Annotated in this window: 20 protein-coding genes; 7 read left to right on the top strand and 13 right to left on the bottom strand. The window is 72.6% G+C overall.

All coding sequences use genetic code 11. The features are described from left to right. Nucleotides 1-120: 120 nt before the first annotated feature. Both ACFWTE_RS22395 and ACFWTE_RS22390 read right to left on the bottom strand, forming a co-directional pair. Nucleotides 121-1185, bottom strand: a complete 1065-nt coding sequence (locus ACFWTE_RS22395) for a CU044_5270 family protein (protein ID WP_378781695.1) — start codon at nucleotides 1183-1185, stop codon at nucleotides 121-123. Then, nucleotides 1182-1751: an RNA polymerase sigma factor gene (locus ACFWTE_RS22390; RefSeq protein ID WP_378781694.1), complete on the bottom strand. Its 570-nt coding sequence runs from the start codon at nucleotides 1749-1751 to the stop codon at nucleotides 1182-1184. The genes ACFWTE_RS22395 and ACFWTE_RS22390 overlap by 4 nt, the downstream gene beginning before the upstream one ends. A gap of 390 nt (nucleotides 1752-2141) precedes the next feature. On the opposite strand from ACFWTE_RS22390, the gene paaZ reads away from it, so the two are divergent. Continuing rightward, entirely contained in the window at nucleotides 2142-4175 is a 2034-nt protein-coding gene (gene paaZ, locus ACFWTE_RS22385; protein WP_378781692.1) for a phenylacetic acid degradation bifunctional protein PaaZ, read from the top strand. 98 nt (nucleotides 4176-4273) lie between these two features. On the opposite strand, the gene ACFWTE_RS22380 is transcribed toward paaZ, so the two are convergent. Both ACFWTE_RS22380 and ACFWTE_RS22375 read right to left on the bottom strand, forming a co-directional pair. Beyond that, nucleotides 4274-4867, bottom strand: coding sequence for a disulfide bond formation protein DsbA (locus ACFWTE_RS22380; RefSeq protein WP_378781690.1), 594 nt, complete (start codon nucleotides 4865-4867; stop codon nucleotides 4274-4276). Further along, nucleotides 4864-5493, bottom strand: a complete 630-nt coding sequence (locus ACFWTE_RS22375; RefSeq protein WP_378781689.1) for a TetR/AcrR family transcriptional regulator — start codon at nucleotides 5491-5493, stop codon at nucleotides 4864-4866. The genes ACFWTE_RS22380 and ACFWTE_RS22375 overlap by 4 nt, the downstream gene beginning before the upstream one ends. A 137-nt stretch (nucleotides 5494-5630) precedes the next feature. On the opposite strand from ACFWTE_RS22375, the gene ACFWTE_RS22370 reads away from it, so the two are divergent. The 3 genes from ACFWTE_RS22370 to ACFWTE_RS22360 all read left to right on the top strand — a co-directional run bounded on the left by ACFWTE_RS22370 (nucleotide 5631) and on the right by ACFWTE_RS22360 (nucleotide 8784). Continuing rightward, on the top strand, nucleotides 5631-6467 hold the full coding sequence (locus ACFWTE_RS22370; protein WP_378781687.1) for an alpha/beta fold hydrolase: 837 nt from the start codon (nucleotides 5631-5633) through the stop codon (nucleotides 6465-6467). A 284-nt stretch (nucleotides 6468-6751) separates the two neighbouring features. Continuing rightward, nucleotides 6752-7645: an NAD(P)-dependent oxidoreductase gene (locus ACFWTE_RS22365; protein ID WP_378781686.1), complete on the top strand. Its 894-nt coding sequence runs from the start codon at nucleotides 6752-6754 to the stop codon at nucleotides 7643-7645. A gap of 149 nt (nucleotides 7646-7794) precedes the next feature. Further along, complete coding sequence (locus tag ACFWTE_RS22360) at nucleotides 7795-8784, top strand: MBL fold metallo-hydrolase (protein ID WP_378781684.1); 990 nt, start codon at nucleotides 7795-7797, stop codon at nucleotides 8782-8784. A gap of 150 nt (nucleotides 8785-8934) precedes the next feature. Here ACFWTE_RS22360 and ACFWTE_RS22355 read toward each other — a convergent pair whose 3' ends face one another. Continuing rightward, entirely contained in the window at nucleotides 8935-10152 is a 1218-nt protein-coding gene (locus ACFWTE_RS22355; RefSeq protein WP_378781683.1) for an MFS transporter, read from the bottom strand. 65 nt (nucleotides 10153-10217) lie between these two features. Here ACFWTE_RS22355 and ACFWTE_RS22350 point away from each other — a divergent pair, with 65 nt between their 5' ends. Further along, nucleotides 10218-10616 carry a MerR family transcriptional regulator gene (locus ACFWTE_RS22350; RefSeq protein ID WP_378781681.1) on the top strand — a complete coding sequence of 133 codons (399 nt, stop codon included), beginning with the start codon at nucleotides 10218-10220 and terminating at the stop codon, nucleotides 10614-10616. A gap of 91 nt (nucleotides 10617-10707) precedes the next feature. On the opposite strand, the gene ACFWTE_RS22345 is transcribed toward ACFWTE_RS22350, so the two are convergent. From ACFWTE_RS22345 to pdhA, 3 genes are read right to left on the bottom strand one after another with little or no spacing between them, the layout of a single operon-like run. Further along, nucleotides 10708-12159, bottom strand: a complete 1452-nt coding sequence (locus ACFWTE_RS22345; protein WP_378781680.1) for a dihydrolipoamide acetyltransferase family protein — start codon at nucleotides 12157-12159, stop codon at nucleotides 10708-10710. Then, nucleotides 12156-13148 (bottom strand): alpha-ketoacid dehydrogenase subunit beta, encoded by a 993-nt coding sequence (locus tag ACFWTE_RS22340; protein WP_378781678.1) that lies wholly within the window; start codon nucleotides 13146-13148, stop codon nucleotides 12156-12158. Before ACFWTE_RS22340 ends, ACFWTE_RS22345 begins: the two co-directional genes overlap by 4 nt. A gap of 1 nt (nucleotide 13149) precedes the next feature. Continuing rightward, complete coding sequence (gene pdhA, locus ACFWTE_RS22335) at nucleotides 13150-14235, bottom strand: pyruvate dehydrogenase (acetyl-transferring) E1 component subunit alpha (protein WP_378781675.1); 1086 nt, start codon at nucleotides 14233-14235, stop codon at nucleotides 13150-13152. 310 nt (nucleotides 14236-14545) lie between these two features. On the opposite strand from pdhA, the gene ACFWTE_RS22330 reads away from it, so the two are divergent. Then, nucleotides 14546-15043, top strand: coding sequence for a phosphoribosyltransferase (locus ACFWTE_RS22330; RefSeq protein ID WP_378781673.1), 498 nt, complete (start codon nucleotides 14546-14548; stop codon nucleotides 15041-15043). Nucleotides 15044-15112: 69 nt separating this feature from the next. On the opposite strand, the gene ACFWTE_RS22325 is transcribed toward ACFWTE_RS22330, so the two are convergent. The 4 genes from ACFWTE_RS22325 to fdh all read right to left on the bottom strand — a co-directional run bounded on the left by ACFWTE_RS22325 (nucleotide 15113) and on the right by fdh (nucleotide 22181). Beyond that, complete coding sequence (locus ACFWTE_RS22325; protein WP_378781671.1) at nucleotides 15113-16843, bottom strand: hypothetical protein; 1731 nt, start codon at nucleotides 16841-16843, stop codon at nucleotides 15113-15115. Between the two features lie 66 nt (nucleotides 16844-16909). Further along, nucleotides 16910-18019, bottom strand: a complete 1110-nt coding sequence (nrfD, locus tag ACFWTE_RS22320) for an NrfD/PsrC family molybdoenzyme membrane anchor subunit (protein WP_378781670.1) — start codon at nucleotides 18017-18019, stop codon at nucleotides 16910-16912. After that, on the bottom strand, nucleotides 18016-18948 hold the full coding sequence (locus ACFWTE_RS22315) for a 4Fe-4S dicluster domain-containing protein (RefSeq protein ID WP_378781669.1): 933 nt from the start codon (nucleotides 18946-18948) through the stop codon (nucleotides 18016-18018). The genes nrfD and ACFWTE_RS22315 overlap by 4 nt, the downstream gene beginning before the upstream one ends. A gap of 2 nt (nucleotides 18949-18950) precedes the next feature. Beyond that, the gene (gene fdh, locus ACFWTE_RS22310; protein WP_378781667.1) at nucleotides 18951-22181 is read right to left on the bottom strand and encodes a formate dehydrogenase; all 3231 of its coding nucleotides are present in this window, start codon (nucleotides 22179-22181) and stop codon (nucleotides 18951-18953) included. A gap of 341 nt (nucleotides 22182-22522) precedes the next feature. Here fdh and ACFWTE_RS22305 point away from each other — a divergent pair, with 341 nt between their 5' ends. Then, nucleotides 22523-24181, top strand: coding sequence for a catalase (locus tag ACFWTE_RS22305; RefSeq protein WP_378781665.1), 1659 nt, complete (start codon nucleotides 22523-22525; stop codon nucleotides 24179-24181). Nucleotides 24182-24285: 104 nt separating this feature from the next. On the opposite strand, the gene ACFWTE_RS22300 is transcribed toward ACFWTE_RS22305, so the two are convergent. Beyond that, nucleotides 24286-24852 carry a DUF1349 domain-containing protein gene (locus ACFWTE_RS22300; protein WP_378781664.1) on the bottom strand — a complete coding sequence of 189 codons (567 nt, stop codon included), beginning with the start codon at nucleotides 24850-24852 and terminating at the stop codon, nucleotides 24286-24288. Nucleotides 24853-25015: the final 163 nt, after the last annotated feature.

The following is a 25015-nucleotide window of genomic DNA, read 5'->3' as shown; positions in this document are numbered from 1 at the left end:
GACAGGCCGACTCGGCGACCGGGCCGGGGCCCCGACCGCAGCGGATTCGGGTCCGGGCCGGACCTGGCAGGAGCCGGGCGGCGGGGCCGGGGCCGGGCCGTGTCCCGGCCCCGCCGGAGGTCAGGGCGTGTCCCCGACCTCCGGAACCCACGCGGACTCGACCAGGACCGTGTAGTCGCCCACCATGGGCAGATCCGCGTCCTCCTCGAACGGCGACTCCGTGGTGAGCGTCTCGTGGTAGAGCGGCTGCCCCGTCACGGGGTCGAACATGATCCGCCGCTCCAGCAGCGTGCCGGCCTCGGTCTGCTCCTCGGCCACGAACAGCAGGCCCTCACGGCCCTCACGGTCGCGGGCGGACCCGGCGAACATGACGTCCTCCTCCTCGGCGAGGACGCGGAGCACCGCGGCCTGCACCTCGGGCTCCACGGGCGCTTCCTCGTACAACTGCTGGAGGGCGTAGAAGAGCCTCGCCCCGGCCTCGGCGTCGGCGAGGTCCGATCCCGCCCCGTGCAGCTGGTCGGCCAGTACCTCGGGGTCGGAGGAGAGGGAGTCGGGCTCCAGGGAGAAGAACATGCCGTTTCCCCCCTCGCCGTCGCCCCACTCGAACTCGGTGGGCCCGTCCTCGAACAGGCGCTGGAGCGGGTTGGGGTCGCCGCCCATGTGGTCGGGGACGCTCGGGGTCTCCACCTGGAGACCGGACTCGTGCGGGGTCCGCCACACCTCGTCGCGCACGGGGAGGATGCCCCAACCCGCCTCGTCGGTGTCCAGGTCCTGCGAGTAGGTGAGGGTCCACTGGAAGGTGCGCACGTAGGCGACGTCACCGGGCCTCGGGGGCGCGGGCCGGCCCTCGGCGGCCTCGGCCAGGGCGAGCAGCTGTTCGTTCCCGGGCTCCAGGTCGGTCAACGGGACCTCCAGCGGTGCGGGGGGCGGCCCGGCGTAGGCGGGCTCCGCGGAGTCGAACGCGAACGGTACGGCCACGGCCACGGCCGCGAGGGCGGCGACGGCGCCCAGGGCGACCCGGAACGCGGGACGGCGGAGGACCGGGCGGGCGGGTCCGGGCCGGTGGCCCGCGGCGATCACCTCGATCCGGGAGAGCTCCCGGCGCGCGGGGTCGGCGTGGACGGAGGCGGCGGGGTCGTGCGCGGCGAACAGCGCGCGGACGGCGTCGGTGTCGGTGCGGCTCATCGTTCCTCCAGGGGGACTGTCAGGGCGGCCGGACGGCGTGCCTGCGCGGGCAGCGGGGGGTCGAGGAGGCCCTCGATCCGGCGCCGCGCCCGGAACAGGCGCACCCGCGCGGTGGCCGCGGTGCAGCCCAGGACCCGCGCGGCCTCGGGCAGCTCCAGGCCCTCCCAGGCCAGGAGCATCACGAGTTCGCGGTCCTTGTCGCTCAACCGCTCCAGGACGCGCAGCGCCTCGTCGCGTTCCGCGACGCGCCGCGTGGTGTCGGGTTCGGCCGGTACGCGGGCGGAGCCCTCCTCGAAGGCGCTGAGCACCTCGGCTCGCTGCCGGCCGCGACGCGAGCGGGCGCGGACGACGTTGCGGGCCACCCCGTACAGCCAGGGGAGCGGTCGGTCCTTGGGCAGGCGGTCGAATCTGCGCCAGGCGACGCCGAAGGTCTCGGCGGCGACGTCGTCGGCGTGGTCGGGGCCGAGCCGCCGGACGGCGTAGCGGTGGACGTCGTCGTAGTGCCGCTCGAAGAACCGGGTGAACTCCCCTTTGGCGGGATCTCCGTCATCCCTGTCATCGGTCATCGGCTTCCTTCCGTGCGGTGTCACCCTCCCTGTGTCCGGCGGAGGCCGTTTGTTACAGGATCGGGGGAGGAGAACGAACCTGCACCGAGGCGCTCACAATGTCGACAAAGCGATGAGTCGTTTCGGCACACGGTGTCCGGGTTCGGGCCCGGACCGGAGCTGGTTCGGGTCAGGCGCATCCACGGGTTCGGGCCGGTCCGCCCCAGGGGCCGGTGCGACCCCTGGGGCGCCAAGACCAGGGGGCGCCCGACCGCAAGGGGCCTGCGACCTGCTGCGGAGTCATACGAAACCCCAGGTGAGGGCAGGCGTGACCGCTCGGACACTATTTACTGAACGATCGGTCTGTAATACTGTTCCGGAAGACCCACCGCCCGAGGAGAGGACCGTCAGGTGTCCGAAGTACTGGAGAGCTACGCGCAGGGATCGTGGTTCGCCCCCGCGGACGAGGGCGCACCCCTGGCCGACGCGAACACCGGTGAGACCGTCGCCCGCATCTCGGCCGCCGGACTCGACGTCGCCGGGATGGTCGACCACGCCCGCCGCGTCGGCGGCCCCGCGCTGCGGCGGCTGACCTTCCACCAGCGCGCGAACATCCTCAAGGAACTCGCCAAGCACCTCACCGAGCACAAGGACGAGTTCTACGCGCTCTCGCACCGGACCGGCGCCAACAAGCGCGACACCATGGTCGACGTCGACGGCGGCTTCGGCACCCTCTTCAGCTTCTCCAGCAAGGGCCGCCGCGAGCTGCCCAACGCCACGGTCATCCTGGACGGCCCCCTGGAACCGCTCGGACGGCAGGGAACGTTCGTCGGCCAGCACGTGTACACCTCACGGCCGGGCGTGGCCGTGCAGATCAACGCCTTCAACTTCCCCGTGTGGGGCATGCTGGAGAAGTTCGCGCCCGCCTTCCTCTCGGGCATGCCGAGCATCGTCAAGCCCGCCAGCCAGACCGCCTACCTCACGGCCGCCGTCGTGCGCCGCATGGTCGGGTCCGGGCTCCTCCCGGAGGGCTCGCTCCAGTTCCTCGCCGGCAGCGCGCGCGGCGTGCTCGACCACCTGGGCGCCCAGGACATCGTCGGCTTCACCGGCTCCGCCGCGACCGGCGCGACCCTGCGCAGCCACCCCAACGTCGTCGGCGGCGGCGTGCAGCTCAACGTCGAGGCCGACTCGCTCAACTGCTCGATCCTCGGCCCGGACGTGTCCGTCGAGGACCCCGAGTTCGACCTGTACGTCAAGCAGGTCGTCACCGAGATGACCGTCAAGGCCGGACAGAAGTGCACGGCCATCCGCCGGGTGATCGTGCCCGAGGCGATGGCGGACGCCGTCACCGACGCCCTGGTCGACCGCCTGTCCAAGGTGGTCGTGGGGGCGGCCGACGACCCCGACGCGCGCATGGGCCCGCTGGCGTCACTCGACCAGCGCGAGGAGGTCCGCAAGGCGGTCAAGGCGCTGCGCTCCTCCAGCAGGATCGTCTTCGGTGACCCCGACGGCGTCGAGGTCACCGGCGCCGACGCCGAGACCGGGGCGTTCATGTCACCGGTCCTGCTGCGCGCCGCGCCGGGCGCCGAGGAGCCGCACGACGTGGAGGCGTTCGGCCCGGTCAGCACCGTGATCACCTACTCCGGCGTCGCCGACGCCGTGGAGCTGGCCGCACGCGGACGGGGCAGCCTGGTGGGCTCCCTGGTCACCAACGACCCGGACGTGGCACGCGAGGTCGTCCTCGGCCTGGCGCCGTGGCACGGCCGGATCCTGGTGCTCAACCGGGACGACGCCAAGGAGTCCACGGGCCACGGGTCGCCGCTGCCCGTCCTGGTGCACGGCGGTCCCGGGCGCGCGGGCGGGGGCGAGGAGCTGGGCGGCGTACGCGGTGTCAAGCACCACATGCAGCGCACCGCGATCCAGGCCCCGCCGGACATGGTCACCGCGATCACCGGCCACTGGACCACCGGGTCCCGGCGGACGGTCGGGGACGTGCACCCGTTCCGCAAGGACCTGACGCAACTGCGGATCGGCGACACGATCGCGTCGGCGGAGCGTACCGTCACCCGCGCCGACATCGACCACTTCGCCGAGTTCACCGGTGACACGTTCTACGCGCACACCGACGAGGAGGCCGCGGCGGCCAACCCGCTGTTCGGCGGGATCGTGGCGCACGGCTACCTGGTGGTGTCGCTCGCGGCGGGCCTGTTCGTCGACCCGGCACCGGGCCCCGTGCTCGCCAACTTCGGCGTGGACAACCTGCGCTTCCTCACCCCGGTGAAGGAGGACGCCACCATCCGGGTGACGTTGACCGCCAAGCAGATCACCCCGCGCACGAACGCCGAGTACGGCGAGGTGCGCTGGGACGCCGTGGTCACGAACCAGGACGACGAGCCCGTCGCCACGTACGACGTGCTCACCCTGGTCTCCAAGGGCGAGGAGTAGGGACGCGACGGAGCGGTCGGCGCCGCTGTCCACCGGGTCGGCCGGTGAGCAGCGGCGCCGCCTTTCCGCGACCGGCCGTCCGGGCCGGTGCCGGCACGTCAGCGCTTGATCTCGCGGAAGCCCGGAACGCCCGCCAGTAGGAGGGTGGCCTGCCACAGCCGGAGGGCTTCGGCCGGTGCGGGCACCTCGGCGACGACCGGGCCGAACACGGCGGGAAGAACGCCATCGGGTGTGGTGACGGCGAGGACCGGTGTGCCGATCTCGGCGTCGACACGGCCGACCCCGTCCTGGTGGGACTCACGGAGGGCGGCGTCGTGGCCGTCCCCCCACCCGGCGTCGGCGAGGTCGGCCGGGAGCCCGCAGCGGCGCAGGGCGGCACCGATGTCGCCGATCCACTCCCGGTGCGTACCGTCGGATCCGGTCCAGAGAGCGTCGTGGAAGGCGCCGAGCGCGGTGCTCCCATGGTTCACCCGCACGGCGGTGGCGACCCGTGCGGGTATCCGGAGGTAGCCCTCGACATCACCCTCGGGGTCCTCGTCGCGGTGCTCGTTGAGCAGGAAGAGGCTCATCACGTGCCAGCGGACGTCGAGGGGCACGTGCTCGGTGAGCGATGTGATCCACCGGGCGGTGTTGCGGGTCAGGGGGCAGGAGGGGTCGAGCCAGAAGTCGACGGTCCACCGGTCGTCCGTCATGGCCGTTCCCGATCGTCCGCACCGGGGGAGCGGCCGCCGGTGACGCCGGCCTCCGCGTCGCGACCCGCCAGTGCCGCACCGACGAGGGTCCGGGCCGCCCTCCGGGCGTGCGTCGCCGCCACGGGGTCGCCCGAGATGGCGGCGGTGGTCTGGGCCCCCTCCGCGAGGAGCGCCAGCTGGGCGGCGAGGGAGGGCTCGGCTCCGAGCTCCGCCACGAGTCGCTCCAGGTCCCGTTGGAACGACGCCTTGTGCTCGCGCGCGATCTCGGCCACCTCGGGGTTCACGGCTCCGAGTTCGGCGAAGGCGTTGACGAAGCCGCATCCCCTGAAGTCGTCCTCGCAGAACCACCCCGACAGGAAGTCGTAGACGGCCAGGAGCTTCTCCTCCGGCGGTCCCACCGCGTCCACGTACTCGGCCAGGCCCTCGGTCCACATGCGCCGCCGACCGCGGAGCACGGCCATGACGATGTCGTTCTTGGAGGGAAAGAGCCGGTACAGCCGCCGGAGGGACACCCCCGACTCGTCCCGCAGCTCGTCCATGCCCACGGAGGAGAAGCCGCGTGCGTAGTAGAGCCTGTCGGCGGCGCTGACGATGCGGTCGCGGTACTCCTCGTCGGGCGAATTCATGCCACCAGTGTACTTGCCATGAGAACGAACGTTCTCTAGGGTGGGTGCCAGTGAGAACGAACGTTCTCGCACATGCGCCCAGGATGAGAACGACCGTTCTCATCCTGGGGTCGCGACAGGCGCACAGGGAGACAGTCATGGGACGCATCACCGTCGGGACCGAGAACAGCGAGTCGATCGAGCTGTACTACGAGGACCGGGGCGCCGGGCAGCCGGTCGTCCTCATCCACGGGTACCCGCTCGACGGCCGTTCCTGGGAGAAGCAGACCGCCGCCCTCCTGGACGCCGGGTACCGGGTCATCACGTACGACCGCCGCGGATTCGGACAGTCCTCGCAGCCCTCCACCGGGTACGACTACGACACCTTCGCCGCCGACCTGAACACCGTCCTGGAGAGCCTCGACCTGACCGACGCCGTGCTCGTCGGGTTCTCGATGGGCACCGGCGAGGTCGGCCGCTACCTGGGCACCTACGGCTCCGGCCGCGTCGCCAAGGCCGCCTTCCTCGGCGCCCTGGAGCCGTACCTCCTCAAGACGCAGGACAACCCCGGCGGAGCCGCGCCACGGGAGTTCTTCGAGGACATCGTCACCCAGGTCGAGGCCGACCGGTACGCCTACTTCACCGGGTTCCTGGAGAACTTCTTCAACCTGGACGAGAACCTGGGCGAGAGGATCAGCGAGGAGGCCGTGCGCAACAGCTGGAACGCCGCCGCGGCTTCGAGTGCGGTGGCCTCGGCGGCCGCCCCGCTCACCTGGTTCACCGACTTCCGCTCCGACGTCGCCCGCATCGACGTGCCCGCGCTGATCGTGCACGGCACGGCCGACCGCATCCTTCCCGTCGAGGCCACCGGCCGCCCGTTCTCCGCGCTGGTGCCCTCGGCGGAGTACGTCGAGATCGAAGGCGCTCCGCACGGCCTGCTGTGGACCCACGCCCAGGAGGTGAACGAGGCCCTCCTGCGGTTCCTCTCCGCGTAGGCCCCACCGCACGGGCGGGCGGCACAGGTCCGCCGCCCGCCCCCGGAGACGCCCGCGCGCACCGCGCGGGCACCCCGCCCCGCAGGGGTCCGCGCCCTGGCACCGTCGCTGCCCCGGGGAGGGGCACAGGGCCCAGAACCCCGCCGGGGCCCTGCCTTCCGTGCACCGACCGAAGAGGACCGTTCCGTGCTTCCCGGCAGCCGGCAGCCGCACTTGACCTCAACTTAAGTTGACTTTCTAGCATCGGCGCACAGCGGCCATTCGCTCCGAAGAGGGCAGGGAACATGACGAAGAGAACAGACGGCGGCGGTGCGGCCACCCGGGTCACCGTGCTCGGCCTCGGCGACATGGGGACGGCGATCGCCACGACGTTCGTCGACCACGGCCACCACACGACGGTCTGGAACCGGACAGCGAGCAAGACCGCGCCGCTGGTCGGCCTCGGTGCCGAGACCGCTGCGACGGCCTCGGACGCGGTGGCGGCGAGCGAGCTCGTCGTGGTCTGCCTGCTCGACAGCACGGCGGTCGACGAGGTCCTGGCCTCCGTCGGTTCCGCCATCGCGGGCAAGGTGCTGGTGAACCTCACGAGCGGTTCCCCCGCGCAGGCCCGGACCTACGAGCGCTGGGCACGGGAACACGGTGCCGAGTACCTCGACGGCAAGCTCATGGGGGATCCGGTGCACGTGGGCACCCCGGACCTCCTGCTTCCGGTCAGCGGCGCCCGCCGCGCGTTCGACGCCCACGGGCCGGCGCTGCGGGCACTGGGCGACATCGCCTACCAGGGCACGGACGCCGGCCTGGCCGCCGTGGAGTTCATGGCCCAGGTCGCGGTGGGCTACGAGCTGCTCATCGGCTTCCTGCACACCCTCCGGCTGGTGCAGGCGGAAGGGGTCGACGTCGTGGAGTTCGCCGAGCGCGTCGCCGGTTCGGTGGCCGCGTACCCGTCGCTGCTGACCTCGCTCGGCAAGGCGGTCAAGAACGGCGACTACCCACCGGACCTCGGCCCCCTCCGGGTCCAGGCCGCGCTGATGGACGACATGATCGACCACCGGGAGTCCGTCGGCGTGGAAGCCGTGCGGATGCGCGAGGTCAAGGACCTGATGGACCGCCGGATCGCCGACGGCCACGGCGATCAGGGCTTCTCCGGCCTGTTCGCGCTGTTGGGGGAGGGGCGGTGAGGTCCTCCCCGCCGCGCCCGCCGTGCGGGGCCGGCTGAACCGCCCGGGGCCGAACCGCGGGCGGGCGGTCGGCGTCGAACGAAGGTGGCGGTGGGGCCGTTGCGGCTCCCACCGCCCCCTGTTCCCCGACAACCGGCAGGAGAACCACCGTGCAGCCACCGTCCCCCCACGACGACAACAAGGACACCCTCTCCCGGCGCCGCTTCGCCCGGCTCACCGTCGTCGGCCTCGCGGCCGGGGCCGGGGTGGCCGGTCTCACCTCGTCGCCCGCGGCCGCCGCAGCGGACGGCCAGTTCTACTACGACCGTGCGAGCAGGCTGGCAGGGGAGGACCCGGTCCTGCGGAACCTCGTGCGGGCGCTGACCCCTGGCACCGCCATCCCCCCACTGCCCGCCCCGGCCCCGGTGAAGCTGTTCGACAACCTCGCCATGCTGAGCGTGGGATTCGTGCACGCCATGGCGGTCCTCACCGACGAGGGGATCGTGCTGATCGACGCGCTCAGGTCCCCTGATGACGCCGAGAACGTGATCGTCCCGGGGCTGCGCGAGCTGGGAGCCGATCCGGAGACGATCAAGTACGTCGTCGTCACCCACGGCCACTACGACCACTTCGGTGGAGCGCAGTACCTCGCCGACCGCTACGGGGCACGCGTGCTGATGTCACCGGCCGACTGGGACCTCGTCGAACGCACCCGGCCGGACCACGCTCCCGCCCGGGACCTGGAGATCACGGACGGCCAACGCCTCACCCTCGGCGGCACGACTCTCCACCTGTACGACACCCCCGGCCACACCGAGGGCACCGTCTCTCCCCTCCTCCCCGTGCGGACGGGTTCCGAGAGCCATACGGCCATGCTGTGGGGAGGCACCCAACCGCCCGAGACGCTCGCGGAACTGCACACCTACCTGGCGTCCATCCGTTCGTTCCGCGACCGGATGCGCAGGGTCGGAGTGGATGTGGAACTGGCCAACCACCCCATCGACGACGGGCTCGCGCGCGCCGAGCAGGTCCGCGACGATCCCGGCGGGGACAACCCCTTCGTGCTCGGCCGACGGCGGGCTGACCAGTTCATGGAGGTACTGGACCTCATGCTGCGCGGCCGGACCGCCGACGCCGAGGCTCTGGAGGACGAGGAGTAGCCCGGCCTCCCAGCCGTTCCGGCCCATCAGCTCGGTCGTCCTCGGTATGAGGCGGCCCGAACCGCCCGGGGCCGGCGTCCACATGTCGACAAGGCGTCCTGTCGCCACCACTCCCCGGCGGCAGGACGCCTCGTCGGCACGGACTCCGGCTCAGCCGTGAGCCGCCTCGGCTCCCGGCCTCTCGGCGGGGAACCCGTGGGTGCGGGCCACGAGCACCACGGCCAGCACCGGCGCCAGGAGCACCAGCACACTCCAGGGCAGTGCCGCGGTACCGAACACCGCGAGCAGGACCCCGCCCGCGACCCCGCCTCCCGCCATGGCCGCGTTCCACAAGGTGACGAGCACGGCCTGGGCGGTGTCGGCCGCGTCGCCGCCCGCGTCGGCCGCGGCTGTCTGGAGGAGGGTCGGCACGCCGCCCCATCCGAGGCCCCACAGCGCCGCCGCGACGAGGACCGCGGTGGGGGAGTCGGCGAGCAGCGCCAGGAGGGCGGCCGCCAACGCGACCAGCAGGACACTGGCGACGGTGAGGGCGCGCAGGTTGCGGTCGACCAGGGAGCCGACGATCCAGATGCCCGCCAGGGAGGCGACGCCGAGGACCAGCAGTACGAGGTCCACGGAGCCGCCCATGCCGATCCGCTCCAGGAACGCGGCGACGTAGGTGTAGAGGACCGTGTGGGCCAGCACGAACACCAGGGTGACGGCCAGGACCGGCACCACGCCGGGCCGGGCAAGGGTCCTGCGGATCGGGACGCGGCTCTGCGCGCCCCGGCCCGGACGGTCGGGGACCGCCGCGAGGATCCAGCCGACGAGGACAACGGCGAGCACGGTCATGAGGGAGAAGGCCGTCCGCCAGCCGAACGCCGCGCCGAGGAAGGTCCCGGCGGGCACCCCGAGCGACAGCGCCACGGGGATCCCGGCCATCACCACGGCGATCGCCCGGCCCTGGAGGTGGACGGGCACGAGGCTGCGGGCGTACCCCGCGAGCATCGCCCAGGCCAGGCCGGCGGCGACCCCGGCGACGAACCGTGCGGCCATGGTCAGAAGGTAGTCGGAGGACAGGGCCGTGACGGTGTTGGCGACCGCGAACGCCACGACGGCGGCCAGCAGCAGGCGTCTGCGCCGCCATCCGGCGGTGGCTGCGGCCAGGGGGATCGCCGTGAGCGCGGTGCCGACGGCGTAGACCGTCACCGACTGCCCCATGGCGGGCTCCCCGACCCCGAGGTCTGCGCTCATCGCGGGAAGCACCCCGGCGGGCAGTGTCTCGGTGAGGCTGGTGATGAAGACGGCTGTGGCCAGGGCCAGCAGTGCGGACAGGGGGAGGGTACTCTCCCGGGTTCCCGTCGGGGAACCGGTGGTTTCGGAGGTCATGCGGCATATGCTCGAACGCTCACACAGATGTGAGGGTCAACGAGAGCGGAAGTGAGGCCGGTCACATGCGCATCGGAGAGCTGTCGGAGCGCACCGACACCCCCCGGCGGCTGCTGCGCTACTACGAGGAACAGGGCCTGATCAACCCGGGCCGTTGCGCGAACGGCTACCGGAACTACGACGAGGGCCTCGTGGACCGGGTCGTCCAGATCCGGGGCCTGCTCGACGCGGGGCTCCCCACACGGCTCATCAAACAGATCCTGCCGTGCCTGGACAAGCCCCGGTCCATCCACTTCCCCGACGCCACCCCGGAGATGATCGCGGCCCTGGAGCACGAACGGGAACGGATGGAGCAGCGTATCCGGTGCCTGGCCCGCAACAGGGACGCGATCGGCGAGTACCTCGACGCCGTGCTCGCCCGGGGCCCCGGGGCCCCGGTGAACAGCGGGAGCACCCCGGCCTGACCCCGCCCGCACGGCGGCCCGGTGCGGGCCCGTGCGGGCGGGCCCGCCGCGCGTCCGCCGGGGCGGAGGCGCGCCGGGCCCGGGGTCCGGTTCAGAGGCGGGCGATGGCCCCGGCCGGGTTCTCCATGGCGTCGGCGACCACGCGCATGAACCCCGCAGCCGTCCCCCCGTCGCACACGCGGTGGTCGAAGGCGAACGACAGCTGCGTGACCTTGCGGACGGTCAGCTCTCCGTCCACGACCCACGGGCGGTCGATGATCCGGCCGATACCGAGGATCGCGACCTGCGGGTGGTTGATGATGGCGGCGCTGCCGTCCACCCGCAGCGACCCGTAGTTGTTGAGGGTGAAGGTCCCCCCGGTCATCTCCGCCGGGGTCGCCCTCCCCTCGCGGGCGGCGGCGGTGACGCGGCGGATCTCCCCGTCCAGCTCCAGCGTGGTGAGCCGGTGCGCGCCCAGGACGGCCGGGGCGACCAGGCCCCGGTCGGTCTGCACGGCCAGGCCGAGGTTGACGCCGTCGTACTGGACCAGTTCGCCGCGCTCGGCGTCGACCAGCCCGTTGAGTTCGGGGTGGGCGCGCAGGCCGGCCAGAACGAACCGCGCCACGTAGGACAGCAGGCCCGGCCCGTCGGGGTCCGACCGGCGCAGGTTCACCAGTTCGGTCGCGTCGACGTCCACCCACACGGTGGCCTCGGGGATCTCCCGCCTGCTGCGCGAGAGCGAGGCGGCGACGCTCCTACGGAAGCCGTTCATGGGCTCGCGCCGGGACTCGGCCAGCCCGGTGCGGGGGTCCACGGCACCGGTCCCGGGCCCGGCCGCCCCCTCCGGGGCGATCGGGGTCACCGGGGCCAGGGCCGGAGAGCGGGCGGCCTCGACCGCCGCGGCCACGTCGCGGCGGGTGATGAGGCCGCCGGGGCCGCTGCCCGTGACCTCGGAGATCCGCAGACCGGCCTCGCGTGCCATCTGGCGGACCAGCGGCGACGTCACCAGCGGCGGCCGCCCCGCCCCGCCGGAAACCGGGTCGGTCGTGGCACCGGGGGCGGCGGACGCCTCCGGCCCGGGGGCGGTGTCCGGCCCGGGGGCGGTGTCCGGCCCGGACACGACCGTCCCGGCCGGGCGCGCGGTCGGGCTCCGGCGCGGACGGCGGCGCCTCCCCGCGGGTCTTCCGTCGTCGGGGGTGCCGTAGCCGATGAGGACGTTGCCGGACCCGGCACGCTCCTCCTCCCGGTACCGCTCGCCCGCAGGCGACTCCGGCCGTTCCCGCTGCGCCGACGCGGACGGGGATCCGGCGGGTTCGACGGGTCCGGCGGCGGCGATACTGATCAGCGGCCTGCCGACCTCCCTCACCTCGCCCTCCTCGCCGTGCAGCACGCTGACGGTGCCCGCGAACGGGGTGGGGACCTCCACGATCGACTTGGCGGTCTCCACCTCCACGACCGGCTGGTCGACGGCCACGGTGTCGCCGACGGCGACGAGCCAGCGCACCACCTCGGCCTCGGTCAGTCCCTCACCCAGGTCGGGGAGGTCGAAGGTCTGCGTCGTCACTGGTCCTCCCACTGGAGGTCGTCGACCGCGTCCAGGACGCGGTCCACCCCGGGCAGCTGGTAGCGCTCCAGCTTGGGTGGCGGGAACGGGATGTCGAAGCCGGTGACCCGGCGGACCGGGGCGGCCAGGGAATGGAAGCAGCGCTCGGTCACCCGGGCGACGATCTCCGAGGCGACGCTCGCGTACCCGGTGGCCTCGGCGACCACGACGGCGCGGCCCGTGGAACGGACCGCCTCGCACACGGTCTCGTCGTCGAAGGGGACGAGCGAGCGCACGTCCACGACCTGGAGGCTGCGCCCCTCCCGCGCGGCGGCCTCGGCGGCCTCCATCGCGGTGGGCACGGCCGGTCCGTAGGCGATGAGGGTGGCATCGGTGCCGGGGCGGCGCACGACCGCCCTGCCGATGCCGGGCGAGGGGGCGGCCGGGTCGACCTCCTCCTTGCCCCAGTAGAGCTTCTTCGGCTCCATGAAGACGACCGGGTCGTCGGAGGCGATCGCGTCGCGCAGCAGGTGGTAGGCGTCGTGGGGCGTGGAGGGGGTGACCACGGTCAGGCCGGGTGTGTGCGCGTAGTAGGCCTCGGAGGAGTCGCAGTGGTGCTCGACGCCGCCGATCCCGCCCGCGTAGGGGACCCGGATGACGAGGGGCAGGCCGACCCGGCCGCGCGTGCGGTTGCGGGTCTTGGCGACGTGGCTGACGATCTGCTCGAACGCGGGGTAGGCGAACGCGTCGAACTGCATCTCGACGACGGGGCGCATGCCGTTCATCGCCATGCCCACGGCCATGCCGACGATGCCGGACTCGGCGAGCGGGGTGTCGAAGCAGCGGTTCTCGCCGAACTCGGCGGTGAGGCCGTCAGTGATGCGGAAGACGCCGCCGAGGGGGCCCACGTCCTCGCCGAAGACGTAGACGCTCCCGTCCTGCGCCATGGCGTCGCGCAGCGCCTGGTTGAGCGCCTGTGCCATGGAGAGCTTGGTGGGATCGGTCGCCATGTCAGCTGCCCTCTCTGCTGAGTTCGTCGGCCAGGAAGGCGGCCTGCTCCCGCAGCTGCGGGGTGGGGGTGGAGAACACGTGCGCGAACAGTTCGGAGGGGTCCGGTTCGGCGTCGCGGGAGACACCCTCGCGCATGGCGGTGGCGACGGCCTCGGCGCGTTCGGCGATCTCGGCCCGGCGGGCCTTGGTGAGCAGGCGCTTGCGCTCGAGGTAGGCCTCCATGCGCAGCAGCGGGTCCCTGGCGACCCACGGGTCGACCTCTTCGTCGCTGCGGTACCGGGTGGCGTCGTCGGCGTTGGTGTGCGCCTGCATGCGGTAGGTGTGGGCCTCCACCAGCTGGGGTCCCTTCCCCTCACGGGCGGCGGCCACGGCACGGTCGAGGACGGCGAGGACGGCGGGGGTGTCGTTGCCGTCGACGCGCTCGGCGTTCACGCCGTAGCCGACGCCCTTGTGGGCGAGGGAGGGCGCGGCGCTCTGCCTGGCCAGCGGAACGGAGATCGCGTACTCGTTGTTCTGCACGAAGAACACGACGGGGGCCTTGAACACGGCGGCGAAGTTGAGCGCCTCGTGGAAGTCGCCCTCGCTGGTGGCGCCGTCGCCGCACAGGGCCATGCAGACGGTGTCCTCGCCGCGCAGGCGGGCCGCGTGGGCGACGCCGACGGCGTGCAGGAGCTGGGTGGCGAGTGGTGTGGCCTGCGGGGCGACGCGGTGCGCGTAGGGGTCGTAGCCCGCGTGCCAGTCGCCCTTGAGGAGGGTGAGGACCTCGACCGGGTCGACGCCGCGCGCGATGACGGCGGCGGTGTCGCGGTAGGTGGGGAAGAGCCAGTCCCCCTCGGCGAGGGTGAGGGCGGCGCCGGTCTGGCAGGCCTCCTGCCCGTGCGACGAGGGGTAGACGGCCAGGCGTCCCTGGCGGACGAGCGCACCGGCCTGGTCGTTGACGCGGCGGCCGATCACCAGGGAGGAGTACGCGGCGAGGAGGCGCTCCGGGCCGGGGAACGGCAGGTCCGCGCCGGCCACCGGGCTCCCGGTCTCGTCGAGCAGCTGTACCGGCTGTTCGGAGGGGAGCAGGTCCTGGGCATCGGCCATGGCCACTACCTCCTGGGGTCGAGGGATGTGTATAGAAACATGGTGCAGTTTGTTGCCATATGTTCGCCACAACCCGGAGATAATCGAGAAAACGTCACGGATCGACGGTCTTTCTCGGACCGTTCGTCCATCACTGTGACCCAGAACACCCACCCTCGTGGACAGGTGGCCGAAGTACCGGCCCCTCACGCCGCACCGGCAGCGGCTGTGGTGAGCCGACTAGCATGGGGCGGCGCCGCGTGCCCGCCCGCCCGCGGTGGGAGCACGGCCCGGCGCACAGCACCCCACCGCGCAAGGAGGAGGACCGCCCGTGAGCGACGAGCGCGAGAACCTGACCTACGAGCTCTTCGGCACCGCGATGCGCGACCTGGCCCGCACCGTCGCCGACGACGGTTTCGAGCCCGACATGATCCTCTCCATCGCCCGGGGCGGGCTCTTCGTCGCCGGGGGCCTGGGGTACGCGCTCGACGTCAAGAATCTGCACGTGATGAACGTGGAGTTCTACACCGGGGTGGGCACGACCCTCGACATGCCCGTCATGCTGCCGCCGGTCCCGAACCTCGTGGACCTGAGCGACAAGAAGGTCCTCGTCGCCGACGACGTCGCCGACACGGGCAGGACCCTCAAACTGGTGCACGACTTCTGCGCCGAGCACGTCGCCGAGGTGCGCAGCGCGGTCGTGTACGAGAAACCGCAGTCCCTCATCAAGTGCGAGTACGTGTGGAAGCACACCGACCGGTGGATCAACTTCCCGTGGTCGGTGCAGCCGCCCGTCGTCCACCGCCCGGACCAGGTCCGGGACTCCTGACGGACGCTCCCGGCTCCCGGCTCCCGGCTCCCGGGAGGGACGCGGGCGCCGGGGGCCGGGTGCCGCGTGTCAGCCCCGGGCGCTGCGCAGGCGCTCCGCCAACCAGGGCGGCACCCGTCCCGCGTCCCTGGGGTAGTAGCGGATGTCCAGGGCGTAGCTGAACGCCGGCGGCGGCACGGCGAAGTCGGGCTCGCCGTCACGGTCGTAGACGATCCGCCAGCCACCGGCCCGGTTCAGGACCAGCTCCGCGCGGAACCAGGCCCCCCGCCCCTCGGAGTAGGTGACCGACCGCAGGGCCGCCAACGCGGCGCGCAGGCCCCCGTCCAGCCCCAGCTCCTCGTCCCCCGCGGGGCCGGTGGCCACGAGGGTTCCGCCCGCGTAGCCGACCAGGGCCCGGTAGGACAGGTGCAGCTGCTCCCAGTCCCGCCGTCCCGCCGCGGCGCGCAGCAGGCTACCGATCCGGTCGAGCAGGGCGACGCGCCCCGCCGCGTCCGGCCGCAGGGGCGGGATGCTGGGCATCCCGGGAGGGCCGGGCCACGGAGGGTCGAAGGCGGACGCCTCGTCCAGCAGCGCTGCCCAGGCGGGGCGCCACTCGGCGGAGCGGGCAGCCATCTCCGAGGCCAGGAACCCCAGGTCCTCGGGGGTACCGTCGGGCTTCCCGTTCTCCCAGGTCGGCCAGTGGTCGAAGACGCGTTCCAGCAGGACCTCCCGGGGGGAGGCGGTGATCCGCGCGAAGAGCCACCGGCCGCGTTCGGGGTGCGCCTCCTGCTCGCGCAGCCGTTCCAGCAGTTCCGGCAGACCGGTGTCGGAGGGCACCTCGGCCCCGTTCTCCGAGGTCAGGCCCCGGGGGTGGGGTGCGCGGAAGACCAGGACGCACACGTCGCCGCGCCCGCCCGTGACCCGACCGCCCATCTGGGCCGCCAGTGCGGCCACCTCGGGGAGGAGGGCCGCCTCGCCAGGCTCCGCCCCTTCCGCGGGCCGTGGAGGGCCGGCGTCCGCCCCCGGGGGCCGGGGGACCCGGAGGACCGTCACGGCCTCCGGTCGCGTGAACTCCCCGGCGGACCGCATGGCGTCGCCGACCAACAGCAGCCGCTCGCCCAGTCCGATGACCGGGCAGCCTCCCGAGGCGGGGCCGCCCTGACCGGCCAAAAGCGCGAGGGGCTCGGAGTCCCCCGTCAGCCCGAGGCCGCGCGCGCACTCCAGCGCGCGTTCGGTGTCGGCCTCCCCCGCGTGCTCCAGGTACCCGATCACGGCGCCCAGGGAGGCGGCGTCCACCGCGTGCTCCTCGGCGCGGGCCACCAGGGTTCCGAGCGCCTCCCGCAGCGGCCCCCGGCCGAACCCGTCGGTGTCCGGGTCCAGGATCTCCATGCGCCACACCGGTAGGTCCGCGTCGGTTCCCTCGACCGCCGAGCCGAGACCGTCGTCGTCCCAGTCGTCGGGGTAGGCCGTGCGGGCCCAGGCGCCGTCCCACCAGTAGGCGAAGTCGGGGCACGGAACCTGTTCGAGCCACTCCCACGGCAGCCAGTCGGGCGCACCCTCGAACGGGTCCACCGGACGCGGCCACCCCCGCTCGGGCGACCTGAGGCGGTGGGCGCCGACCAGCAGGAACCGCCCCCCGGCCACCCGGGCCAGCCGGAACCCGTCCCCGTCCGCGCCTTCGCCGCGCCGGACGACGGCGTCCTCCGCCACGCAGTCGGCACGGCCGAGTCCGGCGCACACCGCCGCGTACGCCCCGGTCCTCGCCCACAGGAGCTCCGGATCGGGCAGGTCGGAGGGCAGTCCTGGCCGTTGGAACGCCATCGTCGGGCCTTTCTGGGGGATCCGTCCTGGAACTGTCTTCTACCCCGCAGTCGGGGCGGGGAGCCCTCAGGCCCCGCCGCCGTCACCGCCGGGCCCCGCCCGGCCGCCCGCGTGCCCGGCCTCCCCGGCCCGCTCCGCCTCCCCGGCGCGCTCCGCCAGCCGCCTCCGCTGGGGCAGCACCGTGTACTTCGGATCGGCGGCGGACTGCTTGCCGGCGTGGAAGACCCCCAACCGCGTGCAGGCCGAACCGGCGAGCAGGGCGGCGCCGCTCAGCGCGGAGACCGCCCGGCTACGGCGGCCCAGCACGGCCCCGGCCGCTCCCGCCAGGGTCAGGGCCTTGGCCGCGCGGACGAAGGCTCCCGCCGTGCCCGCCCGGTACGGTTCACCGGCCAGGCCCATCCGGTGCTCCATGGCGGTGAACACCGCGGTCTCCACGAGCGCACCGCCCACGGCGGCCCGACGCGCGGGTCCGCTCTGCCCGATCGGGGCGGCCACCAGTCCTGCCCCTCCCGCCGCGGACGCCGCCGAGGCGGCGAACACGAACGGCATGTATTTGTACCCCTCGTGCCAGGACGGCACGGCGGTGTCGCACACCAGGGGCGCCGTGTAGGTGGCGACCAGGGGGCCCGTCACGGCGGCACCGAGCGCTGCTGCCCGGCCGATCCGGGGGAACCACCCCGTCGCGGCGGTCACCGCGGCGATCCCGGCGAGCGGACCGTACCCCGTCAGGATCCACGTCCCCACGCTCATCGGTGAGGTCGGCTTGACCACCCGGAGCATGTACAGGAAGCGCTCGGGGCGGCCCAGGTCGTGGACGAGCGCCACCACGGAACCCGAGATCGCGGCGAGGGCCGTGTACTTCAGCGGGCGGGCCAGGGCGTGGCGGCCGGTCAGCTCGGCCCCGGCCGCGAGGACCGAGGAGGCGCCGGCCAGGCCGCCCAGGAAGAGGTACCCGCCGATGTCGGGGGCCTCCCACACCACCTGCTTGAGGACGGGCCTTCCGTAGTAGGAGCGGAACCCGGCGTCCGGCACCCGTGTGGGCCCACCGCGCCCGCCCCGCCTCCCTCTGTGCCGACGGCGCTGTTCCTGCCCGACCACCCGCGCGCTCCCGGTGACCGCGTCCCGTCCCGGGCGCTGCCCGCGCACGCCGTCCCTCGTCACGTCCGACGTGCTCACCGTCGCCCCCCAGCGCATGCGGCGGCCACTCCGACCAGCAACGCGAGGGCCGCCACGCCCGCGTGCGCCCACATCGACGGCAGGTCCCGGGTGGTGACCACCGGGTCCGGCGGCATCCCGTAGACCTCGGGTTCGTCCAGCAGAAGGAAGAAGGCCGCGTTGCCGCCCACGCCGTCGCCGGGGTCCTCGCCGTACAGCCGGGCGGAGGAGACCCCCGCCCCGTGGAGGTCCCCCAGGCGGTCGGCCGCGCGTTCCCTCAGCTCGTCCAGGTTCCCGAACTGGATGGAGTCGGTGGGGCAGGCCTTCGCGCAGGCGGGCTCCAGACCGTCGCCGATCCGGTCGTAGCACAGGGTGCACTTCCAGGCCCGGCCGTCGTCCTCGCGCCGGTCGATGACGCCGTAGGGGCAGGCGGAGACGCAGTACCCGCAGCCGTTGCAGATGTCCTGCTGGACGACCACGGTGTCGAACTCGGTGCGAAAGAGCGCGCCCGTCGGACAGACGTCCAGGCAGGCGGCGCTGGTGCAGTGCTTGCACACGTCCGACGCCATGAGCCACCGGAACTCCCCGCGCCCCTCCTCACCGGTGTAGGCGCCGGGGAGCTCGGTGGCGGGCATGCCGAGGTCGACGGGCTCGGGGCGGCCCACCCCCGGGTCCTGGTGGCCCAGCGGTCGCCGCTGCTCGACGAACGCCACGTGCCGCCAGGTGTCGGCGCCCAGGCCCACGCTGTTGTCGAACGACATCGCGGTGAAGTCCAGGCCGTCCTCGGGGACGGCGTTCCACTCCTTGCAGGCGACCTCGCAGGCCTTGCAGCCGATGCACACGCTGGTGTCGGTGAAGAACCCGACCCGCTCGCGCTGCTCGGCCCCGTAGCCCTGCCCGGTTGCGACCTCTCCCGGGTCCCCGTCTTCCCTCTCGCTCCGCACGACCACGGTCACACCTCCGTTCCGGTCCGCTCGGTGATGCCGGCGCGCTCGCGGTGGGAGCGCACCAGTTCCTCCCTGTCCGCGCCGCGCGGCCGGCGGCCCGGGACGATGTCGGCGGTGAGCGCCTTGACCTCCTGGATGTGCGTGTTGGGTTCGAGCGCGATCGACGTGAGTTCGTTGGCGGCGTCACCGGTCGTGTACCCGTTGGGACCCCAGTGGTAGGGGAGTCCGATGGTGTGGACGACACGCCCCTGCACGCGCAGAGGCGCCATCCGGTCGGTGACCAGCACGCGCGCCTCGATCGCGGCGCGGGCGGTGATCAGCGTGGCCCAGCCGCCGTGTTCCAGTCCGCGCTCGGCGGCCAGTTCGGGGCCCACCTCGCAGAAGAACGCGGGCTGCAGCTCCGCGAGGTAGGGCGTCCACCTGCTCATCCCCCCGGCGGTGAAGTGCTCCGTGAGGCGGTAGGTGGTCACCAGGTAGGGGTAGACGTCCGCGCCGGGGGTCCCCGCGTCCGGGTGGTACCGGTTGAACGCGTGCGGGTACAGGAGCCGGGTCGGGTTGCGCTGCTGGCCGTAGAGCGGGTTCTCGAACGGGGTGTCCTGCGGCTCGTAGTGGGTGGGCAGCGGCCCGTCGTGGAGGCCGGTCGGAGCGTAGAGCCACGCCCGGCCGTCGGCCTGCATGATGAACGCGTCCGTCCCGCTCAGGGCCTCCACGCCCCTCGCCCCTTCCGGGGGCCGGTAGTCCGGCGACTTGTGCCGCTCGAAGTCGGGGACGTCGTGGCCGGTCCACTCACCGCGTTCGGCGTCCCACCACACCAGGGCCTTGCGCTCGCTCCAGGGCCTGCCGTCCGCGTCGGCCGACGCCCGGTTGTACAGCAGCCGCCGGTTGGAGGGCCAACTCCACGCCCACTCGGACGCCACCCAGTCCTGTTCCGCCCCGGGGCGGCGGCGCGCGGCCTGGTTGACGCCGTCGGCGTAGACCCCGCAGTAGATCCAGCAGCCGCAGCTCGTACTGCCGTCCGCCCTCAGGTCGGTGTAGGAGCCGAGCGGGGCGCCGTCCGGGCCACGGCCGTTGATCTCGGCCAGCACCGCCCCCGCGTCGGGGTCCCCGTGGCCGTCGGACGGGTAGTCCCAGGTCAGTTCGAGCAGGGGCAGGTCCCGGCTGAGCCCCGAGTCGGCGAGGAGCGAGCGCAGCAGTGTGCCGAGACGGTGGACGAACCACAGGTCGCTGCGCTGGTCGCCCTTGGGGAGCACCGCGCGGTCGCGCCACTGGACCGTGCGGTTGGTGTTGGTGAAGGTGCCCTCCTTCTCGGTGTGGCAGGCCGCCGGGAAGAAGAACACCTCCGTGGCGATGTCCTCGGTACGGAGGTCACCGGACTCCACCTCGGGACCGTCCTTCCACCACGTGGCGCTCTCGATGAGGGAGAAGTCGCGGACGACCAGCCATTCGAGGTTGGCCATCCCCATCCGCTGCGCACGGCTGTTGGCGGACCCCACGGCAGGGTTCTCGCCCATGAGGAAGTAGCCCTTGCACTCGCCGCGGATCTGCGCCATGACCGTGTCGTAGGTGCTGTGCGACCCGGTCAGGTGCGGCAGGTGGCCGAAGCGGTAGCCGTTCTCCTCGGTGGCGTGGTCGCCCCACCACGCCTTGAGCAGGCTGACGGTGTAGGCCTCCATGTGCGTCCAGAAGCCCTTGTAGGAGGCGCCGTTGGTCCTGACGTACTCCCGCAGGGACCCCTCCTGCGCCACGTGCGGCATCGGCAGGTACCCGGGCAGCAGGTCGAACAGGGTGGGGATGTCGCTGGACCCCTGGATGCTGGCGTGCCCGCGCAGTGCCATGATGCCGCCGCCCGGACGGCCGATGTTGCCCAGCAGCAGCTGGAGGATGGACGCCGCCCGGATGTACTGGGAGCCGACGGTGTGCTGGGTCCACCCCACCGCGTAGCAGAACGCGCTGGTGCGGTCCCGGCCGGAGTTGCGGGTCAGGTGGTCGCAGACCGTGGCGAACACCTCCCGGGACACCCCGCACACCTCCTCGACGGCCTCCGGGGTGTAGCGGGCGTAGTGCCTGCGCAGGATCTGGAACACGCAGCGCGGGTCGGTCAGCGTGCGGTCCTCGCGGGGGACACCGCTCATCACCGCGCCCCCCGCGCCCTGCTGCTCGGGCCGGCCCGTGCCCCGCACCCGGTCGAAGTTCGCGCGGTCGCCCGCGGCGGCGCCCACCGGCGCCCCGTCGTACATCCAGGTGGAAGTGTCGTAGGACCTGCCGTCGGCGTCGAAACCGGAGAAGAGCCCGTCGAGGTCCTCGGTGTCCCGGAACTCCTCGGAGACGATCGTCGCCGCGTTCGTGAACTCCAGGAGGTAGTCGCGGAAGTACTTCTCCTCGGTGAGGACGTGGTTGACGATCGCGCCGAGGAAGGCGATGTCGGTGCCCGCGCGGAGGGGGACGTGCAGGTCGGCCAGCGCGCTGGTACGGCTGAAGCGCGGGTCGACGTGGATGACGACGGCGCCGCGCGCCTTGGCCTCCATGACCCACTGGAAGCCGACCGGGTGGGCCTCGGCGAAGTTGGACCCCTCGATCACGATGCAGTCGGAGTTCTGGAGGTCCTGGAGGAAGGTGGTCGACCCTCCGCGTCCGAAGGAGGTGCCGAGCCCCGCGACCGTGGAGCTGTGGCACACCCGCGCCTGGTTCTCCACCTGGACGACCCCGAGCGCCGTGAACAGCTTCTTGATGAGGTAGTTCTCCTCGTTGTCCAGCGTCGCCCCGCCCAGGCTGGCGATGCCGAGGGTGCGCGCCACGCGGTGCCCCTCGAACTCCTCCTCCCAGGTCTGGTCCCGGGTGCGCGCCACGCGGTCGGCGACCATGGACATCGCGGTGTCGAGGTCGAGCTCCTCCCAGTCGGTGCCGTACGGGCGCCGGTAGAGGACCTTCTCCTCGCGGGCGGACCCCGTGGTGAGCTGGAGGCTGGCCGCCCCCTTGGGGCACAGGCGCCCCCTGCTGATGGGGGAGTCCGGGTTCCCCTCGATCTGGATGACGCGCTCGTCCTTGACATAGACGTTCTGGCCGCAGCCGACGGCGCAGTAGGGGCAGACCGACGCGACGACCCGGTCCGCGTCGGCGGTGCGGGGCCGCAGGCGCTCCGTGTGCTCGGACCGGGCCGCGGCGCCCCGGCCGAGCCGGTCGTCCCCGGTGGCCTGCCGGTACACCGGCCACGACTCGATCCACGTGCGTACGCCCATGCTCGCCCCCGAACCGGCCCCAGGGGCCCGTCGTCCTCTCCCGCCGACTTGCGGGCACAGGTCTCCACGGTCCGCGAGGTTCGGCCTGCGGCGGGGACGACACGCCGCCCATGGGACAGACATGGGGTCCGGGTGCCCCTGGCGTGTCGAAGCGCCGGGCGTCGGGGGTTTCACGTGAAACATCGCGGCCGGCGCCGGGCTCACCCGGCGCGCCCGTCGTGGGAGCACCCGCAACACGCCCACGCAGGGTAAGAAATGCCTTTGCCTCGCGCTACCGGGCGCGGCGGCGGTCAGGTGCGAGGCTGGAGAGCGAACACAACGACAGGTGGGGGACCAGTCACATGACCGACGTATCCAGCCAGGGGCCCGAGCCGGGGGACGACCGCGAGGTTCTCACGAACCGACAGGGACATCCGGTCTACGACAACCAGAACCAGCGCACGGTCGGCGAGCGGGGGCCCGCCACGCTGGAGAACTACCAGTTCCTGGAGAAGATCAGCCACTTCGACCGGGAACGCATCCCGGAGCGGGTGGTGCACGCGCGCGGCGCGACCGCGTTCGGCTACTTCGAGTCCTACGGCTCGTGGGGGGACGAGCCGATCGACCGCTACACCCGCGCCAGGCTCTTCCAGGGAAAGGGCAAGCGGACCGACGTCGCGCTGCGGTTCTCGACCGTCATCGGCGGCCGGGACTCCTCGGAGTGCGCCCGCGACCCGCGCGGGTTCGCCATCAAGTTCTACACCGAGGACGGCAACTGGGACCTGGTGGGCAACAACCTCGCGGTGTTCTTCATCCGCGACGCCGTCAAGTTCCCCGACGTGATCCACGCCCTCAAGCCGGACCCGGTGACCTTCCGCCAGGAGCCGAACCGCATCTTCGACTTCATGTCGCAGACTCCCGAGTGCATGCACATGCTGGTCAACCTGTTCAGCCCGCGCGGGATCCCGGCGGACTACCGGCACCAGCAGGGCTTCGGCGTCAACACCTACAAGTGGGCCAACACCGCGGGGGACACGGTCCTGGTGAAGTACACGTGGATGCCCAGGCAGGGCGTGCGGAGCATGACCGAGGCCGACGCCGCCAACATCCAGGCGACCGAGACCGGCCACGCGACCAAGGACCTGCACGAGGCGATCGAGCGGGGTGACTACCCCGAGTGGGAGCTGCTCGTGCAGATGATGAGCGACGAGGAGCACCCCGAACTCGACTTCGACCCGCTGGACGACACCAAGACCTGGCCGGAGCAGGACTTCCCGCCGAAGCCGGTGGGCCGGATCGTGCTCGACCGCAACGTCGCGAACAACTTCGCCGAGAACGAGCAGATCTCCTTCGGCACCGGCGTGCTCGTGGACGGCCTGGACTTCTCCGACGACAAGATGCTCGTCGGGCGCACCTTCTCCTACAGCGACACCCAGCGCTACCGGGTGGGGCCCAACTACCTCCAGCTCCCGGTGAACCAGGCCAGGAACGCGAACGTGCGCACCAACCAGCGCGACGGCCTGATGAACTACTACCAGGACGCCGCCGGGGAGAACCCGCACGTGAACTACGAGCCGTCCATCACCGGCGGCCTGCGTGAGGGGCAGTACCGCGCGCGGGACGAACAGGGGCCGGAGATCCGGGGCAAGCTCACCCGCAAGCGCATCTCACGCACCAACGACTACAAGCAGGCGGGCCAGCGCTACCTGTTGATGGAGCAGTGGGAGCGCGACGACCTCGTCCGCAACTTCACGACGCTGCTCTCCCAGTGCGACCGGCCCATCCAGGAGCGCATGGTCTGGCACTTCCTCCTGGTCGAGGACGACCTGGGGCTGCGCGTGGGCGCGGGACTGGACATCGGCCCGGACGACGTGGCCCATCTGGAGCCGCTCCAGAGCCAGAGCCTGACGGAGGAGGACCGTGAGCGTCTGACCCGGCTCGGCAGGAACGGCCCCCGCGACGTGGCGGGGCTGACCATGACCCACTGTGTGCCCAACCAGCGCCACGAGACCGGGCGCTGACGCACACGGGCAGCTCCGCGGGTCGGCGCGCGCACCGCGCCGACCCGTCGGTCTGCCGCTCTGTCGGTCTGTCGGTCTGTCGACAAGCAGATCGGCGGCGGACGCTACGCGTGCAGGTCGTCGGGGATCGTGGCGGAGAGCGTCAGGTCCCTGAACACGGCCCGGAACCCCTCCCTCTCGGGCGAACAGCACATGACCCCCACCTGGCAGGACTCCGGCAGCGGCAGATAGCCCAGGCGCAGGAGCCGCCAGCCCCCGTCCCCGTCCAGGTACTGGACGTTGAGCGCGTCGCCGGTACGGATGACGCGCACGGTGACGTCACCGGCCGCGGGGAGCGGCACGACCGACCAGTCGGAGTGGCCCCGGGTGAGGACCGTGCTCAGGTTGAGCGCGCCCTCGGTGAACTCGACGCCCGCCTTGACCCAGTGCTCCTCGTCCGAGCGGACCATGAGGCCGACCTGGTCGTACTGGACCTCGTAGTCACCGCCGAAGGTGGCCTGGAGCGTGAAGTCCCCGGTCGCGGTCGCGTGGTAGAAGTGCCCGTCGTCGTGGACGAACCCGTAGTGGGTCCGGCGCCAGAAGTCAGTACGACTGCCGGTGGTGACCGTGAGGACGCCGTCGTCCTCGGACCATCGGGGAGGTTCGTTGAGCCAGGTCATCTCGGGGAGCACTGCGCCACCTCTCGGTCGGGGGAGCGCAAGTCTAGAGGGCTCCCGCGCGGGTCGCCCTGTCCGCAGGTCGACAAGGCGACAGAACGACGGGGCGGAAGGGCCGGCGACCGGCCCTTCCGCCCGTTGTCTCGGGCGAGGCGGGCGGGGGAGGCGCGTTCTCCTC

The sequence above is a fragment of the Nocardiopsis sp. NPDC058631 genome, assembly GCF_042716955.1.
In the GTDB taxonomy this organism is placed as follows: domain Bacteria; phylum Actinomycetota; class Actinomycetes; order Streptosporangiales; family Streptosporangiaceae; genus Nocardiopsis.
Note: the sequence above shows the minus strand (reverse complement) of the source record. Positions and strands in the feature narration are given on the sequence as shown.

What these genes read in the sequence shown, in the direction of transcription:
- fdh (WP_378781667.1), bottom strand. Translation starts at nt 22,181, where the DNA reads ATGGGCGTACGCACGTGGATCGAGTCGTGGCCGGTGTACCGGCAGGCC.
- ACFWTE_RS22355 (WP_378781683.1), bottom strand. Translation starts at nt 10,152, where the DNA reads ATGACCTCCGAAACCACCGGTTCCCCGACGGGAACCCGGGAGAGTACC.
- ACFWTE_RS22375 (WP_378781689.1), bottom strand. Translation starts at nt 5,493, where the DNA reads ATGAATTCGCCCGACGAGGAGTACCGCGACCGCATCGTCAGCGCCGCC.
- ACFWTE_RS22370 (WP_378781687.1), top strand. Translation starts at nt 5,631, where the DNA reads ATGGGACGCATCACCGTCGGGACCGAGAACAGCGAGTCGATCGAGCTG.
- ACFWTE_RS22340 (WP_378781678.1), bottom strand. Translation starts at nt 13,148, where the DNA reads ATGGCGACCGATCCCACCAAGCTCTCCATGGCACAGGCGCTCAACCAG.
- pdhA (WP_378781675.1), bottom strand. Translation starts at nt 14,235, where the DNA reads ATGGCCGATGCCCAGGACCTGCTCCCCTCCGAACAGCCGGTACAGCTG.
- ACFWTE_RS22305 (WP_378781665.1), top strand. Translation starts at nt 22,523, where the DNA reads ATGACCGACGTATCCAGCCAGGGGCCCGAGCCGGGGGACGACCGCGAG.
- ACFWTE_RS22380 (WP_378781690.1), bottom strand. Translation starts at nt 4,867, where the DNA reads ATGACGGACGACCGGTGGACCGTCGACTTCTGGCTCGACCCCTCCTGC.
- ACFWTE_RS22390 (WP_378781694.1), bottom strand. Translation starts at nt 1,751, where the DNA reads ATGACCGATGACAGGGATGACGGAGATCCCGCCAAAGGGGAGTTCACC.
- ACFWTE_RS22395 (WP_378781695.1), bottom strand. Translation starts at nt 1,185, where the DNA reads ATGAGCCGCACCGACACCGACGCCGTCCGCGCGCTGTTCGCCGCGCAC.
- ACFWTE_RS22350 (WP_378781681.1), top strand. Translation starts at nt 10,218, where the DNA reads ATGCGCATCGGAGAGCTGTCGGAGCGCACCGACACCCCCCGGCGGCTG.
- ACFWTE_RS22365 (WP_378781686.1), top strand. Translation starts at nt 6,752, where the DNA reads ATGACGAAGAGAACAGACGGCGGCGGTGCGGCCACCCGGGTCACCGTG.
- ACFWTE_RS22325 (WP_378781671.1), bottom strand. Translation starts at nt 16,843, where the DNA reads ATGGCGTTCCAACGGCCAGGACTGCCCTCCGACCTGCCCGATCCGGAG.